We start from the raw sequence: 15,397 nt of genomic DNA, 5'->3' as shown, positions 1-15,397 counted from the left end.
TTCTTTGATGAGGGAGCGCCGATGACGGCTGCATTTACATTTCCGGGGCAGGGTTCCCAGGCGGTTGGCATGGGCAAGGCCCTGGCAGAGGCCTTTCCGGCCGCGCGAGCGGTATTTGACGAGGTCGATGCGGCGCTCGGCGAGAAGCTGGCGGCCATCATCTGGGATGGTCCGGCCGAAACGCTCCAGCTCACCGAAAACGCACAGCCGGCCCTGATGGCGGTCTCGCTCGCGACGTTGCGCGTGCTGGAGACCGAAGCGGGCTTCTCGGTTCGGCGGGATGCCGCTTACGTCGCCGGGCACTCGCTTGGCGAATATTCGGCGCTGGCCGCGGCCGGCAGCCTGAGCATCAGCGATACCGCGCGCCTGCTGCGCACCCGTGGCCTTGCCATGCAGAAGGCGGTGCCGGTCGGCGCCGGTGCGATGGCCGCGCTGCTCGGGCTCGACTACGAGGCGGCGACCGCAGTCGCTGCCGAAGCTGCGCAAGGGCAGGTTTGCCAGGCCGCCAACGACAATGGCGGCGGGCAGGTAGTGGTGTCCGGCGACAAGGCCGCGGTCGAACGCGCGCTCGACATCGCCAAGACCAAGGGCGCCAAGCGGGCGATGCTGCTGCCGGTGTCCGCGCCGTTCCACTGCAAGCTGATGCAGCCCGCCGCCGACGCGATGGCAAAAGCATTGGCGGACGTGACGATCAAGGTGCCGGTGTCGCCGCTGGTGTCGAACGTGCTGGCTTCAGCCATCACCGATCCCGACGAGATCCGCCGCCGGCTGATCGAACAGGTCACCGGCACCGTGCGCTGGCGCGAGTCGGTCGCTTACATGGCTGATCACGGCGTTAACAGGTTCTTCGAGATCGGCGCCGGCAAGGTGTTGAGCGGATTGGTCAAGCGCATCGCCGACGGCGCGGTCGGCGTGTCCGTCAGCGGGCCGGGCGACATTGCTGCCGCCAAAGACGCCTTGGCAGCGTCGGCGTAACGCGCGGTAGGGAGATTTTCATGTTTGATTTGACGGGCAGGACGGCGCTGGTGACCGGCGCGACCGGCGGCATCGGCGGAGCAATCGCGCAGGCGCTGCACAGACAGGGCGCGACGGTAGCGATTTCCGGAACGCGCCGCGAGGTGCTGGACACCTTCGCCGGCCAGTTGGGCGACCGCGTCCATGTGTTGCCGTGCAATCTCTCCGACAGCGCCGAAGTCGAGGCGCTGGTGCCGGCGGCGGAAGCCGCCATGGGGCAGGTCGATATCCTGATCGCCAACGCCGGCATCACCCGCGACAACCTGTTCGTGCAGTTGCGCGACGAGGACTGGGACGACGTCATCAAGGTCAACCTGACCGCGACCTTCCGGCTGGCCCGCGCCGCCACCAAACTGATGATGCGCAAGCGCTTCGGCCGCATCATCGCGATCACCTCGATCGTCGGCGTCACCGGCAACCCCGGTCAGGCCAACTACACCGCCTCGAAGGCCGGAATCATCGGCCTGATCAAGACGCTGGGCGCGGAATATGCCAAGCGCAACGTGACCGCCAATTGCATCGCGCCGGGATTCATCAAGACGGCGATGACCGACGCGCTCAACGACAAGCAGCGCGAGACCATCCTGGCCAAGGTTCCTGCTGCACGGCTGGGGACGCCCGAGGACATTGCTGCAGCAGCGGTCTATCTGGCGTCGAACGAGGGTGGCTACGTCACCGGCCAGACGATTCACGTCAACGGCGGAATGGCCATGATTTGAGCGATTTACCGGCCCGGCCGATGCGGCCAAAGGCGGTTTCGGGCGGTTGGGCGAGGCTTGTGGTCAAGGCTTGGGAAGTATGATAACCGAACCCCCGACGGATGGGCAAAGAAGGCCATTGCAGGATTTTGAAACCCTGTATATTGGCGTGGCGACGCCTGCCGTTCGCCGGGCTTTGTCGGCTACCACCGGGCCGAATCAAGACTATGCGCGATAGCGAAGGAAGTTTAACGACCACGATGGCTCGTAGCGTCTCTGTAGCGTCTGGGAGTCAGAGTCTTGGGGTCGGGTCCAATGGAACAAGCACGAGGTTGAACGATGAGTGAGATTGGCGAGCGGGTTAAGAAGATTGTTGTCGAGCATCTCGGCGTCGAGCCGGACAAGGTGGTCGACGCTGCAAGTTTCATCGACGACCTCGGCGCCGACAGCCTCGACACCGTCGAGCTTGTGATGGCATTTGAAGAAGAGTTCGGTTGCGAAATTCCCGATGACGCCGCCGAGACGATTTTGACTGTCGGCGACGCGACCAAGTTTCTCGAAAAGAACGCGAAAAGCTGACGTCCCGGGCGGGGTGCAACAGAGCCGGACGGACCGTGGTTGAGCGGTCCCCCGGTTTCTTGTTTTGGGCCGCCAGTTTCGGGCTGGAGTTTTTGACATGAGACGGGTTGTCGTCACGGGGCTGGGCATGGTTACGCCGCTCGGCTGTGGCGTTGACGCAACGTGGGCGCGTATCCTCAACGGCGAGAGCGGCGCGAGGAAGATCGAGACGTTTGAAGTCGCCGATCTCTCCAGCCAGATCGCCTGCGTGATTCCGCGCGGCGACGGCTCCGGCGGCAGCTTCAATCCCGACCAGTGGATGGAGCCGAAGGACCAGCGCAAGGTCGACGACTTCATCATCTTTGCCATGGCCGCCGCACGACAGGCGCTCGACGATGCCAATTGGCATCCGGAGTCCGAGGCGGACAAATGCGCGACCGGCACCCTGATCGGCTCCGGGATCGGCGGCCTGTCCGGTATCGCCGACACCGCGCTGCTGCTGAAGGAACGCGGTCCGCGCAAGGTATCGCCGTTCTTCATTCCGGGACGGCTGATCAATCTGGCGTCCGGCTATGTCTCGATCGAGCACGGCCTCAAGGGACCCAATCATTCCGTGGTGACGGCCTGCTCGACCGGCGCGCATGCGATCGGCGACGCCTCCCGGCTGATCGTGCTCGGCGACGCCGACGTCATGGTCGCGGGCGGAACCGAATCGCCGATCTGCCGGCTGGCGATGGCGGGCTTCTGCGCCGCGCGCGCGCTCTCGACCGCCTTCAACGAGACGCCGGAAAAGGCCTCGCGCCCCTATGACAAGGATCGCGACGGCTTCGTGATGGGCGAGGGCGCCGGCATCGTGGTGCTCGAGGAATACGAGCACGCGAAAAACCGTGGCGCGAAAATCTACGCCGAGGTGGTCGGCTACGGCCTGTCGGGCGACGCCTATCACATCACGTCGCCGGCGCCGGACGGCGACGGCGCTTTCCGCAGCATGAGTGCTGCGCTGAAGCGCGCCGGCATAGCTGCGTCGGATATCGACTACATCAACGCGCACGGCACTTCGACGCAGATCGGCGACGAGATCGAACTCGGCGCCGTGGAACGGTTGCTCGGCAACGCCGCCTCGAAGGTGTCGATGTCGTCGACCAAATCGTCGACCGGGCATTTGCTGGGCGCTGCCGGCGCCATCGAGGCGATTTTCAGCATCCTGGCGATTCGCGACAACATCGTTCCGCCCACCATCAATCTCGAAAATCCGTCGGTGGAAACCGCGATCGATCTGGTGCCGCAAACGGCGCGCAAGCGCGATATCGACGTCGCGCTCTCCAATTCCTTCGGTTTCGGGGGTACCAACGCCTCCGTGATCGTGCGGCGCGTGATTGACTAGCAAGTGTTTAGCAAGTGATTAGATCGACTCCACCGTTTTGCCGCATTCGGCGATGACTTCTAAGTGTGGGCGTATGCTATTGGCTGGGCAGGGTTTGCCAGCCACGATTGAACCGGCAGGATTCAGGTTGCATCGATGAGTGAGAGGCCGCCCATTTCACCACGGAGCCCGCGCGCTGCGCTGGAGCCCGAGCAGGTGCCGCCGCCGCCGAAGCGGTCGGAGCGCGCCCGCAATCCCTTCGTGGTGATCGGCAATGCCATCATCACCATCCTGATCATCCTGATGATCGGCGCGGGGACCGTGTATTATTACGGCAGGCAATTGCTCGAAACGCCAGGCCCGCTGCAGGAAGACAAAGTCGTCAACATTCCCGCGCGTGCCGGCAAACGCGACATCGCCGACGCCCTGCAGCGCGAGGGCGTCATCAACGTCAATCCGTGGGTGTTCATCGGCGGCGTGCTTGCGCTGAAGGCGAGTTCCGATCTCAAGCCCGGCGAATATGAATTCAGGAAGAGCGCCAGCCTGCGCGACGTCATTGCCACCATCGTCGAGGGCAAGGTGGTGCAGCACGCCGTCACGATTCCGGAAGGCCTGACCTCGGAACAGATCGTGGCGCGGCTCACCGACAACGACATCTTCGCAGGCAGCGTGCGGGAAGTGCCGCGTGAGGGCACGCTGCTGCCCGAGACCTACAAGTTCCCGCGCGGCACCACGCGCGATCAGGTGATCCAGCGCATGCAGCAGACCCAGAAGCGGGTGCTGGCGGAAATCTGGGAGCGCCGCAATCCGGACGTTCCGATCAAGTCGCCGGAGGCGCTGGTCACGCTGGCCTCGATCGTCGAGAAGGAAACCGGCAAGGCTGACGAGCGCAGCCGCGTCGCTGCGGTATTCGTCAATCGGCTGCGGCAGAAGATCAAGCTGCAGTCCGATCCGACCATCATCTACGGTCTGGTCGGCGGCAAGGGCACGCTGGGCCGGCCGATCAAGCGCTCCGAGATCACGCAGCCGTCGCCCTACAACACCTATGTGATCGAGGGTCTGCCGCCGGGCCCGATCGCCAATCCCGGCCGCGCCTCGCTGGAAGCGGCCGCCAATCCGGCGCGTACGCGCGACCTGTTCTTCGTCGCCGACGGAACCGGCGGACATACCTTCACCGAAACCTACGACCAGCATATGAAGAACGTCGCCAAGCTGCGGGCCATCGAAAAGCAGATTCAGAACGACACCGTCGAACCCGCCGACGACGCGCCGCCGCCGGCTGCAGCGGGTGCTGCTGCCGATACCAATCCGACCGCAGCGACGCCAAAGCCTGCGGCGCCGAAGAAGCCGGCGCGTCCCGCGGCGCCCGCGGCTGCGCCCGCCCGCCAGGGCGCCGCGCAATCGACCACAACGCCGCCGGTGGTTCAGCGTTGACATCCTCGCTGCGGATTGGAACCTAATTCCACTTTGGCGGAAATCGTTTTAAGGTTGTGGCGTTCCCAGCGAGTCCCGCACCCCGCCTTTCGGAGAGATTGACGCAATGGCGCTATCGAGCATGACCGGTTTTGCCCGGAGCCACGGCGCCAGCGGTCCCTACACGTTCGAATGGGAATTGAAATCGGTCAACGCCAAGGGCTTTGACCTGCGGCTGCGGTTGCCGCCGGGATGGGACGAACTCGAGGCCCTGGCCAAGAAGCGCGCCGGCGAGGTGCTGTCGCGGGGCACGGTGTATGCCAACCTCAACGTCAAGCGTACCAACGCGGTCTCGACGGTGCGCATCAACGAGGACGTGCTGGCCTCGATCATCAAGGTGGCCGGCGTGCTCGGCGGCAAGATCGACGCGGTGGCGCCGAGCATCGACGGTCTCCTCGCCCTCAAGGGTGTGATCGAGGTCGTCGAACCCGAAAGCGACGAGACGGAAGACAAGGCGGCAAAGGATGCGGCGGCGGCAGCGTTCGAGCGGGCGCTGGCCCATCTGGTCGAGATGCGCCGCCGCGAGGGCGTGACGCTCGGGCAAATTCTGATCCAGCGCATGGATGAAATCGAGAAGCTGGCGAAGAAGGCCGAGGCCGCCCCGGGCCGCAAGCCCGAGGCGATCAAGGCGCGGCTGGCCGAGCAGATCGCGGTACTGCTGGAGACCTCCGAGCGTTTCGATTCGGATCGGCTCAATCAGGAAGCGATCATGATCGCGACCAGGGCCGACATCCGCGAGGAGCTCGACCGTATCGCATCGCACGTTGCGCAAGCGCGCGAGATGATCGGCAAGGGCGGACCGGTCGGGCGACGGCTCGATTTCCTCGCGCAGGAATTCAACCGCGAGGTCAACACCTGTTGCTCCAAATCGAACGATCTGGAATTGACCCAGACCGGGCTCGAGATGAAAAACGTGGTCGAGCAGTTTCGCGAACAGGTCCAGAATCTGGAGTAACCGATGACGGCTGTTGGCTTCGACGGGGTGGAACGGCGCGGGCTGATGTTCGTGCTGTCGTCGCCGTCGGGCGCGGGCAAGACCACGCTGTCGCGCATGTTGATCGAGCGCACGCCGGGCCTGAAAATGTCGGTCTCGGCGACCACGCGGCCGATGCGCCCGGGTGAGGTCGACGGCCGCGATTATTTCTTCGTCGCCAAACCCAAATTCGAGGCGATGGCGGGCCAGGGCGAATTGCTCGAATGGGCCACCGTGTTCGATAACCGCTACGGTACGCCGCGCGCGCCGGTCGAGACCGCGCTGACGGCCGGGCAGGACGTGCTGTTCGACATCGACTGGCAGGGCACGCAGCAATTGCGGGAAAAGGCCTCTACCGACGTCGTCAGCGTGTTCATCCTGCCGCCGTCGGCCGCCGATCTCGAGAAGCGGCTTCACACCCGCGCGCAGGATTCGGACGAGGTCATTCGCGGCCGCATGGACCGCGCCAGCCACGAACTCAGCCATTGGGCCGAATACGATTACATCATCGTCAATCAGAACGTCGATGAGGCCTTTGCCGAAGTGCAGTCGATCCTCAAGGCCGAGCGGCTCAAGCGCGTCCGCCGCACCGGCCTGACCGAGTTCGTTCGCGGCCTGCAGCGCCAGCTGGAAAAATAGTCATAGCGTTTTCAAGGAAGCATGCCCTCGGACTTGATCCGTGGGTGGACGCCGGTTCGCGTCAAGAAAACGCGTCAAAACAAGAGGCCCGTCAGTGCGGCGCGCTTCGGGCCAGCCGCGACAGCATTTCCGTCACGCGTCGGTCTGGATTATCGGGCGCGCGCGGATCGTGGGAATCGTGGGAATCGTCACGATGCCAGATCGGAACGTCCTCGCCGGGCAGCATCGACGGCGAAGGGCGTTCGCTGGGGATCGAATCCCAGATCGCCCGGCGGTCGTGGCGAACCACGGTCCGGCGGGCTCGCGCGCGGCCGAACCGGTAGATCAGGCTGGCGGTGATACCCGCCAGCGCCAGCGCGCCGGCCATCACCAGAAACAGCATCTGCATCGACGCCGACTGCTTCGCCATCGACGAGTCTGCCGCGGCAAGCGCGACCGGCGCCGGCGCGGGCTGGGTTGCTGCCTGGATATTTTCCGGCGGTGCTGCCTGTGATTCCGCGGCCGCCGTACGGAAGTTGTTGAACGAACTCACCTCGGAGGAATCCGGCCAGCGCGTCGCCACTGTCGATGGCGGCGTCGCTGTGTCGGGGAGGTTTGCGGCCGGGCTATTTTGAAACGCAGGCGCAGGCGCCATGCCGACGGTCCGCGGTTCGGGAGCGGCGGCCGATTCCTGTTCGACGCGCTGTTGTGTGGCGGTCAGTTCGGCATGCGCGTTCGCGACCGATTTTCGTACCACCGGGCGCGGTGGTGGCGGGGCCGGTTCGGCCGCCGCGGAATCCGCCGCAGCGTCAGTGGATGAGTCCTGCGGCGCGGCGCGGGCGCTCTTGTCGTTCTCGCCGCGCAGATACCAGCACTGGCGCTTGGTGCCGCGTTCAAACCGATAGTACCAATGGCTGCCCACGGGTGTCTTGTCTTTCGGAGCCGTCAGGCAGTTGTCTGCGGCGGCTTGGGCACGGCTATCCGTCACAGAGGTGAGATTGGCCCCCGCCAGAATGCTGGCGAACAGGGCCGCGACTGATATCGCTGAGCGGTTTGACATCTAGATCCCCGGTAATGACGCAACGCGTGACGCCGCAAATCTCGTTAAAGACTTGGGTGGCAATGAGCCGCAATTCCGGAGCGGGCAGGGCTTAATTGGGGCTCGCAAGCCACACCTCTGAGGCGGGCCGCAGCCTAAAAAAAGGCAGGCAAAATCCGTTATTTCGGTTGAAGTCCGGTGACCAGCACAACCATCGAATCGTCGTTCAACATTCTCTTTTGCGCGAGCTGGTCTCAGTGGCTTAGCGGACATGGCCAGACTTACCGCTGGCTCGTCCCCGTAGCGTCTGACCCATATGTATGGACCGGCCGTGCGTTGCAAGCCGAATGTGAACAAATGGAGGGGGCTGGTCTTGCGCATCTGTATCCGGCCCTTGCATGGAGCGTTTATGCTCCTGGCCATCATGGATATCCGCGCGCACCCGATCTCATTCTGAGAAAGGCCCTGAGAGGCCGCTTGGGTCACCAGATCACGGGTACGACGGCGAGACCGTTTCTCCATTTCCTCCATCCAACTCGCAGACCTCGGCAGGTATCAGTTACGTCAGGGATCAGCGTCGGACATCCCCTCGGCGAGTTCGAACATGTTGATCCTATGCGACCTTTGGCTCGACGCGCGCTTCGTAGCTGCGACCTTGTGCCAACACAGTCCAAGCGATCCGCGCCAGCTTATTGGCAAGTGCGGTTGCCAGGACGTTATGGTGTAAGCGTTGTGCTGCGGCGGTGAGCCATAACCCAAAGCTATGCTTCGCCCAGTTTGCTGGCCTGAGCAAAATAACGCGAGCACCCTGCATTAACATCGTACGTAGATAGCGATTGCCGCGCTTGCTGATGCGCCCGAGGATCGTCCGATCGCCGGTCGACATTTGCTTCGGTACCAAGCCGAGCCAGGCGGCAAAGTCACGGCCCTTGGCAAAGGCAGCACCATTGCCAATGGCCGCTACCATGGCGCTGGCGATGAGCGGGCCGATGCCCGGAGCGGTCATCAATTGGCGGCAACTCTCGCTGCTATTTGCCAAAACCTCGATCTCTTCGGTGATGTGCTGGATACGCTCATCAAGACGCCGCCAATCGCCGCTGAGATCTTCTATGATCCTGATCATGCGAGGTGACAGCACGTCGCCGCGTTTTGCCAGGATGTCTGGAAGCTGTTGGCGGAGGAAGCGAAGCCCCTGACGTACCGCAATGCCATGCTCCAGGAGAAAGCCGCGGATCTGATTGATCACAGCCGTTCGTTGGCCGACCAGGCGAGATCGCACCCGGTGCAGTGCTTGTAGATCAAGCTGATCGTCGGTCTTAACTGGAACGCAGCGTGTCGACGGCCGCTGCACAGCTTCCGCGATCGCGTGGGCGTCTCTGAAGTCGTTCTTGTGGCCTTGCCGGAACGGTTTGGCATAAGCTGGTGGTACCTGCCTTACGTCATGACCGAGCGCAATTAGCTCGCGAGCCACGTAGTGGGTCGCCATGCCAGCTTCGATTCCGATCAGGCACCGCGGCACATTGGCGAACCGGGCTGCGATCCGGCCGCGGGCGATCTTCTCCCGCAAAACGATTGCCCCCTTGTCGTCGAGGCCGATCAAATGCAGGGTGTTCTTGCCCGTATCGATGCCGATGGTGTGTGCGCCTGTAGCGGCTGTCTTATGGGACATAGCGATGTGCTCCTCGTGCTGCTAAGCCCCCCGCTCATTCTCTGAGCGGTTCGGGGCGGGAGCACGGCCGGTCCATCCCATTCTGAGACGTTGGCCCTAGCCCAAGGGCAACACCCTATGCTTTGATATGTCCAACGGATCTACCGATCTCGGGAGGCCGTTTTGACCGACAATCGCGTTGAACGGCGGCTTGCAGCTATCCTTGCGGCTGATGTGGCTGGATATAGTCGCCTAACCGGCTCGGACGAGGAAGGGACACACGTCCGGCTGAGGGAGCGTTTGCGTGGACTCGCTGATCCCAAGATCAGCGAACATCGTGGCAAGGTCGTCAAGCACACGGGCGATGGCGTGCTCGCTGAGTTCGGCAGTGTCGTAGATGCGGTACGCTGCGCCATTGAGGTCCAGCGCGGTATGGCTGAGCAAAATGCTACGATACCGCAGGTCAAGCGGATCGAATTTCGCATCGGCATCCACGTTGGCGACATCATCGTCGATGACAACGATATCTTTGGCGACGGCGTCAATATCGCCGCCCGTCTTGAAGGGATTGCGGAGCCCGGCGGCGTTTGCATCTCCGACGACGCACAACGTCAAATCCGCGGGAAGGTCGATACCGCCTTCGAGGATATAGGGCCGCAGATCCTGAAAAACATTGCCGAGCCGATGCGCGCGTGGCGGTTCAGGATGAATGCGAGCGGTTCTGCGGCGGCGCCGATAGAGCCGCCTGTCGATAGCACGCAAGCTCCGGCACTCCCGGACAAGCCGTCTATCGCCGTGCTTCCGTTCGAGAACATGTCCGGCGACCCCGAACAGGAGTATTTTGCGGACGGGATGGTTGAAGAAATCATCACCGCGCTCTCGCGGTTCAAATGGTTGTTCGTGATCGCTCGGAATTCGAGTTTCACCTTCAAGGGGAAGGCCGTCGACATCAAGGAAATCGGACGCAGGCTTGGCGTGCGCTATGTCCTTGAGGGGTCCGTGCGCAAGGCGGCGGGTAAAGTCCGGATCACGGGACAGTTGATCGATGCGGTAACAGGTGCGCACATTTGGGCGGACAGGTTCGAGCGTGACCTGACCGACATTTTCGCTTTGCAGGACGAAGTAACGCTCGCCGTTGTCTCAGCCATTCAGCCAAAGCTGTTTCAAACCGAAATTGCGATAGCGACGCGGCGACGACCAGAGAACCTCACTGCCTATGATCTTTTTCTCCGGGCCATGCAGCAGTATTACGCGACCACCCGCGAAGGGCTGGCCGAGACGATAAGGCTGGCTCAGCGCGCTCTGGAGCTGGACCCGCGGTTCGCCTTCGTCGCGGCTCTGGCAGGTCACTGTCACATGCTCAACGTCATTTTAGGCTACGCGATCGATCCTCAATTCGACCGCAAGGAAGCAATTCGGCTTCTTCGCTTGGCATTGAGCCTCGACGATAGTGATCCAGAAACCCTGGCATTGGCCGCCGCAATCTCAGCCTTCATGGTCGGCGATTGTGAAAATGAGGTTGAAATGGCAGGCCGGGCGGTCGCGCTCAACCCAAATTCATTTAGTGCATGGCACTTCAGAGGCTGGGTCTACAGAAACGCCGGGCTGCCAGACGAAGCGCTCCGGAGCTTTGAACGTGCCATGCGCATGAGCCCGCTAGACCCACTGCTATATCGGTTGTATGCCGGCATGGGGTTTGCCTTGATTGAGCTTCGTCGCTTTGACGAGGCCATTGCCGCAGGGAAAAAAGCCCTTCGTCAGAACCCCTCCTACTCGACGGCTTGCCGCTGTCTCGCGTCCGCTTTCGCCCATCTCGGACGTGACGCTGAGGCCCGTGAGGCGGCGGCTCGCCTGCTTGAGATTGATCCCGCCTTTACAATATCAGCGTGGATCGCTCGGGCCGTGCAATCAAACTCCAAGCTGCTGATTGAGGGCCTCCGCAAAGCAGGGCTGCCCGAATGAGCCTGGCGCCTCGTGCCGACGAGGTGATCGAATGACCGCTTTTGCACAAAACAGGCATGCTGAAGGCCAGCGCGAACGTCCGCTTCCAGGGCATAGCGGACCTCGCAAGTCCGCCCGGCGGATTTATGGCTTCACGGCCTAGCACTACTTTGGCAGATTATTGCAATTGATCGGCGAAACTGGATTCCCGAATCAGATTTTCAATGATTCATGGGTGGTCGGCTTTTGGAGGGCCGACCATGGTGAACACGACACCGAAGTGGGAAGACGAGCTTGGACGCTGGCTCAAGCCATTCCTGGATCGCTTGGGTCACAAGGCCCGGCGACGGATGTGTCCGCTTTATATCTCGGGACTGATTGGACCAGGCGATCGCAAGAGCGTCCAGCCGATGGCGGCGCGGCTGGCACCGGGCGACTATGACCAGTTGCATCATTTCATCGCTGATGGTGTCTGGGATGCGGCGCCATTGGAGTCGGAATTGCTGGTTCAGGCCGATCGCCTCGTTGGCGGCAGTGATGCGGTGCTGGTCATTGACGACACCGCGATGCCGAAGAAGGGCGATCGTTCGGTTGGTGTGGCTCCTCAATATGCCTCATCTCTCGGCAAGACGGCCAATTGCCAAACGTTGGTGTCGCTGACGCTTGCGCGGGGTGAAGTGCCGGTCATGGTGGCGTTACGTCTCTTCGTTCCCGAGAGTTGGACGAGCAATCCGGTGCGTTTGAAGCGTGCGGGCGTTCCAGTCGAGCACCGCGCAGCGCGGACCAAGCCAGAGATCGCCTTGGCGGAGATCGATCGCGTGATGGCAGCCGGTATGCGCTTTGGCTGCGTGCTGGCGGATGCCGGTTACGGCCTCAGCGCGCCGTTCCGTCAGGGGCTAACGACACGCGGCCTGGCCTGGGCCGTCGGTATCCCTCGTCACCAGAAGGTTTATCCGGTGGAGGTTAAATTGATCTGGCCGGTCGCCGGTCGAGGTCGTCCCCGCAAGCGGCACATTCCCGATATCCTGTCGAGGGCAGCCGAAGACATGCTGGCCAATGCTAAGTGGCAAAATGTGAGTTGGCGAAACGGGACCAAGGGCCGGCTGGAAGCTCGCTTCGCCGCGATTCGCGTGCGGACCGCTGATGGACCTCCGCAGCGGATCAAGGACATGGGCCAGCAGCATCTTCCGGGGGACGAAGCCTGGCTTATCGGCGAACACAGGACGTCGGGGGAGAAGAAATATTATCTCGCCAATATGCCGGCCGAGATGAATCTGCGCACGTTAGCTGCCACGATCAAAGCTCGATGGATTTGCGAACAGGCCCATCAGCAGTTGAAAGAGGAACTCGGGCTTGATCACTTCGAGGGACGATCCTGGCAGGGCCTTCATCGTCATGCGCTCATGACCATGATCGCTTACGCATTCCTCCAGCATCGCCGTCTCGCACAAGCGGGGCGGAAAAAAAAGAATCAACGGTCCACCGCCTCAGCCGAGCCTGCCGGCCGTACGCCAAGCCATCGTCGATCTCATCGTTCAACCACGACCTCAGCGATGCCCGTACTGTAGAAGACAAATCGGCGGAAAGCAGCAGCGTGAATAAATCTGCCAAAGTAGTGCTAGTTGCTCTCGAGCACGTCGCTGAACAGCACGTAGCGTTCGCCGTTGAAGCGGACCAGCCGCATCTGCTTGATCGGTCGCAGATCGGTAGGGCTGGTCTTCAGTCGGATGCCCGGCAGCAGCAACGGCAGTTCCATGTCGAGATGGGAGGCCTGCTTCATGATGTTCTCGCGGGTCAGATCGTCGCCGCACTGCTTGAGCAGCGCGACCACCGCGAAGCCGATATTGTAGCCATAGGGCGCGTAGTAGTCGCTCTTGTTGATGCGCGGATTGTACTTGTCCATCCAGACATTCCACGCCTTCATCGCCGGATCATTGGCCCATTGCGGATCGGCCGGGTCTTTCTGATAGGCGGCGGAGATGATGCCCTTGGCGGCTTCGAAGCCGGCCGGCCTGATCGCGCCCGCAATCGACGAGCCGACGCTGGAGACGAATTCCTGCGGGTGCCAGTCGATGTCGTACGCCTTGCGAATGGCTTGCGCTGCGAATTTCGGTACCGAGACGATGAAGAAGACATCGGCGCCGGACGACTTCAGCGTCACCACCTGGGAGTCGACGGTGGGATCGCTGGTATTGTAGGTCTGCGACGAGACGATCATCGTCGACGCCTTGTCGCCGAGCCCGCGCTTGAATCCGAGGAGGTAATCCCGGCCGAGATCGTCGTTCTGCGCCAGGATGCCGATCTTTGCATTGGGCATGGTCGACAGGATGTAACGGGCATAGATCTCGCCCTCGGACGCGTAATGCGGCGTCCAGCTCATCGTCCACGGGAAATGTTCGGGATCGTTGAAGACGGTAGCGCCGGTGCCGATGAAGAGGTGAGGTACCTGCTTCTGGTTGATGTATTTGTACACCGCCATGTTGGTCGCGGTGCCGACCGGGTTGACCAGGAACGACACTTCGTCGCTCTCGATCAGGCGCCGGATCTGTTCGACCGTCTTCGGCGGGCTGTAGGCATCGTCGAGGCTGATGAAGTTGATCTTGCGTCCGTTGACGCCGCCCTGTTCGTTGATCATCTCGAAATAGGCGGTGGCGGAGATCGCGCCGGCGGCATAGGCGGAGGCGGGGCCGCTATAGGGCGTCGTGGTGCCGATCTTGATCTCGGTGTCGCTGACTCCCGGGCCATAGCGCTTCTGCGCCAATGCGGGGGCCGTCAAAATCGCGAGCATCAGCGCCGCGCAAGCGGCAAGCTTCGCAGGCGCCGCGCAAGCGGCAAGCTTCGAATGAGTCCCGGAAGCCATCAGCGTCTCCCTCTGTCAATCGCGAAGCGTTGAGCTTTCCCGGCTCCGACCGTGCTGGAGCCGGGTGCTCTATTTTTTTAAGGCTTTCCTTTCTCGAAACGTTCGAGAACGTGAAACGTTCGAGAATGTCGTGTTCAGAGGGCTCCGCGTCAGTTCTTCAACACGATACGTCCAACCACCTTGCCGGCCCGCAGCTCTTCGATCCATTTCTGGACGTCGGCCATCGGCTCTTCCTTCATCGGCGTCGGTTTGATCTTACCGGCGCGTGCCAGCGACATCAACTCCTTGGCCTCTTCGAGCGTGCCGACCATGAAGCCTTCGATGGTCATGCGCTTGTAGACCCATTGCACCATCGGCAGGCTGAAATTGCCGCCCATCAGGCCGGAGACCACGATCTTGCCGCCGCGCGCCACAACCGACACTGCAAAGGCCATGGATTTCTCGTTGCCGGCAAAATCGACGATCTCGTCGAAGCCGCCCTCGGTCTCCTTGATCATCCGCTTGACGACATCGGGCTCGGACGGATCGTAGGCCACAGCCGCGCCGTTCGCGAGCGCGGACTCGCGCGCGGCAGGGCTGAGATCCGCCACCGCGATCTTCTGCTTGAACATCGCTTGCGCGAACGAAAGTCCCATCATGCCGACGCCGCCGAGGCCGATCAGCAGCAGATTGCGCTGCCGCGGGCGATCGACCAGCCGCTTCAACGCGCCATAGGCGGTGACGCCGGAGCACATCAGGGTTGCCGCCTGGTTGACCGGCAGCGGATCGTAATCCAGCAGGTATTTGGCGTCGGGCACCAGCACGTGGCTGGCGAAACCGCCGTCGATCGAGACGCCGAGGAAGCGCTGCTTGACGCAAAGGTTCTCATCGCCGTTGGCGCAGTCGCGGCACTGGCCGCAGCCGATCCAGGGGAATACCGCCTGCTTCTTTCCGATCAGGTCCTTCGACGCGTCTGGCCCGACTTCCTCGACGACACCGGCGATCTCGTGGCCGAGCGTGAACGGCAGCGTCATGCCGCGCGTGGTGTCGAGCCGCTTGCCGCCGCCGAGGTCGGCGTAGCCGTCCTGGATGTGCAGGTCGGAGTGACAGAGGCCGCAGCGCTCGATACGGACCAGAACTTCCCGTCCTTGCGGCTTCGGTGTGTCGACAATGGTTTCGCACAGGGGCGCATCAAACTTGACCAAAGACTGGCGACGCATCAGCGCCATGGCA

General features: G+C 62.4%; 13 protein-coding genes. 9 read left to right on the top strand and 4 right to left on the bottom strand.

From position 1 onward, the window contains the following. The first annotated feature begins 21 nt into the window (after nt 1-21). The 7 genes from fabD to gmk all read left to right on the top strand — a co-directional run bounded on the left by fabD (nt 22) and on the right by gmk (nt 6,718). Nucleotides 22-975, top strand: coding sequence for an ACP S-malonyltransferase (gene fabD, locus BLR13_RS00690; protein ID WP_074828730.1), 954 nt, complete (start codon nt 22-24; stop codon nt 973-975). A gap of 20 nt (nt 976-995) precedes the next feature. After that, nucleotides 996-1,733, top strand: a complete 738-nt coding sequence (gene fabG, locus BLR13_RS00685; RefSeq protein ID WP_074828732.1) for a 3-oxoacyl-[acyl-carrier-protein] reductase — start codon at nt 996-998, stop codon at nt 1,731-1,733. Nucleotides 1,734-2,051: 318 nt separating this feature from the next. Beyond that, on the top strand, nt 2,052-2,291 hold the full coding sequence (locus tag BLR13_RS00680) for an acyl carrier protein (protein WP_027536714.1): 240 nt from the start codon (nt 2,052-2,054) through the stop codon (nt 2,289-2,291). A gap of 97 nt (nt 2,292-2,388) precedes the next feature. Further along, nucleotides 2,389-3,654, top strand: a complete 1,266-nt coding sequence (gene fabF / locus BLR13_RS00675) for a beta-ketoacyl-ACP synthase II (RefSeq protein WP_074828734.1) — start codon at nt 2,389-2,391, stop codon at nt 3,652-3,654. Between the two features lie 135 nt (nt 3,655-3,789). Further along, nucleotides 3,790-5,067, top strand: coding sequence for an endolytic transglycosylase MltG (gene mltG / locus BLR13_RS00670; protein WP_074828737.1), 1,278 nt, complete (start codon nt 3,790-3,792; stop codon nt 5,065-5,067). 106 nt (nt 5,068-5,173) lie between these two features. Next, complete coding sequence (locus BLR13_RS00665) at nt 5,174-6,061, top strand: YicC/YloC family endoribonuclease (protein WP_074828740.1); 888 nt, start codon at nt 5,174-5,176, stop codon at nt 6,059-6,061. A gap of 3 nt (nt 6,062-6,064) precedes the next feature. Then, entirely contained in the window at nt 6,065-6,718 is a 654-nt protein-coding gene (gmk, locus tag BLR13_RS00660; RefSeq protein WP_074828743.1) for a guanylate kinase, read from the top strand. A gap of 91 nt (nt 6,719-6,809) precedes the next feature. Here gmk and BLR13_RS00655 read toward each other — a convergent pair whose 3' ends face one another. Both BLR13_RS00655 and BLR13_RS00650 read right to left on the bottom strand, forming a co-directional pair. Then, on the bottom strand, nt 6,810-7,757 hold the full coding sequence (locus BLR13_RS00655) for a hypothetical protein (RefSeq protein WP_074828747.1): 948 nt from the start codon (nt 7,755-7,757) through the stop codon (nt 6,810-6,812). Between the two features lie 592 nt (nt 7,758-8,349). Beyond that, the gene (locus BLR13_RS00650) at nt 8,350-9,405 is read right to left on the bottom strand and encodes an IS110 family transposase (RefSeq protein ID WP_074817232.1); all 1,056 of its coding nucleotides are present in this window, start codon (nt 9,403-9,405) and stop codon (nt 8,350-8,352) included. Nucleotides 9,406-9,567: 162 nt separating this feature from the next. Between BLR13_RS00650 and BLR13_RS00645 the strand changes: the two genes are divergently transcribed. Together BLR13_RS00645 and BLR13_RS00640 are read left to right on the top strand one after the other, a co-directional pair. Next, nucleotides 9,568-11,346, top strand: a complete 1,779-nt coding sequence (locus BLR13_RS00645) for an adenylate/guanylate cyclase domain-containing protein (protein ID WP_074828750.1) — start codon at nt 9,568-9,570, stop codon at nt 11,344-11,346. Between the two features lie 239 nt (nt 11,347-11,585). Beyond that, nucleotides 11,586-12,893, top strand: coding sequence for an IS701 family transposase (locus tag BLR13_RS00640; protein WP_083387697.1), 1,308 nt, complete (start codon nt 11,586-11,588; stop codon nt 12,891-12,893). A 50-nt stretch (nt 12,894-12,943) separates the two neighbouring features. Here the strand turns inward: BLR13_RS00640 and BLR13_RS00635 are convergent, their stop codons facing one another. Then, on the bottom strand, nt 12,944-14,185 hold the full coding sequence (locus tag BLR13_RS00635) for an ABC transporter substrate-binding protein (RefSeq protein ID WP_074828753.1): 1,242 nt from the start codon (nt 14,183-14,185) through the stop codon (nt 12,944-12,946). 149 nt (nt 14,186-14,334) lie between these two features. Further along, on the bottom strand, nt 14,335-15,393 hold the full coding sequence (locus BLR13_RS00630) for an alcohol dehydrogenase (protein WP_074828756.1): 1,059 nt from the start codon (nt 15,391-15,393) through the stop codon (nt 14,335-14,337). Between the last annotated feature and the right edge of the window lie 4 nt (nt 15,394-15,397).

Origin of the sequence: Bradyrhizobium ottawaense, from assembly GCF_900099825.1 — a bacterium.
GTDB classification, from domain to species: Bacteria; Pseudomonadota; Alphaproteobacteria; order Rhizobiales; family Xanthobacteraceae; genus Bradyrhizobium; species Bradyrhizobium ottawaense_A.
This window is presented reverse-complemented; position numbering and strand designations above follow the sequence as displayed.

Bases quoted from the DNA above. Each gene is read 5' to 3' on its own strand.
- fabD (WP_074828730.1), top strand. From the start codon at position 22: ATGACGGCTGCATTTACATTTCCGGGGCAGGGTTCCCAGGCGGTTGGC.
- fabG (WP_074828732.1), top strand. From the start codon at position 996: ATGTTTGATTTGACGGGCAGGACGGCGCTGGTGACCGGCGCGACCGGC.
- BLR13_RS00680 (WP_027536714.1), top strand. From the start codon at position 2,052: ATGAGTGAGATTGGCGAGCGGGTTAAGAAGATTGTTGTCGAGCATCTC.
- fabF (WP_074828734.1), top strand. From the start codon at position 2,389: ATGAGACGGGTTGTCGTCACGGGGCTGGGCATGGTTACGCCGCTCGGC.
- mltG (WP_074828737.1), top strand. From the start codon at position 3,790: ATGAGTGAGAGGCCGCCCATTTCACCACGGAGCCCGCGCGCTGCGCTG.
- BLR13_RS00665 (WP_074828740.1), top strand. From the start codon at position 5,174: ATGGCGCTATCGAGCATGACCGGTTTTGCCCGGAGCCACGGCGCCAGC.
- gmk (WP_074828743.1), top strand. From the start codon at position 6,065: ATGACGGCTGTTGGCTTCGACGGGGTGGAACGGCGCGGGCTGATGTTC.
- BLR13_RS00655 (WP_074828747.1), bottom strand. From the start codon at position 7,757: ATGTCAAACCGCTCAGCGATATCAGTCGCGGCCCTGTTCGCCAGCATT.
- BLR13_RS00650 (WP_074817232.1), bottom strand. From the start codon at position 9,405: ATGTCCCATAAGACAGCCGCTACAGGCGCACACACCATCGGCATCGAT.
- BLR13_RS00640 (WP_083387697.1), top strand. From the start codon at position 11,586: ATGGTGAACACGACACCGAAGTGGGAAGACGAGCTTGGACGCTGGCTC.
- BLR13_RS00635 (WP_074828753.1), bottom strand. From the start codon at position 14,185: ATGGCTTCCGGGACTCATTCGAAGCTTGCCGCTTGCGCGGCGCCTGCG.
- BLR13_RS00630 (WP_074828756.1), bottom strand. From the start codon at position 15,393: ATGGCGCTGATGCGTCGCCAGTCTTTGGTCAAGTTTGATGCGCCCCTG.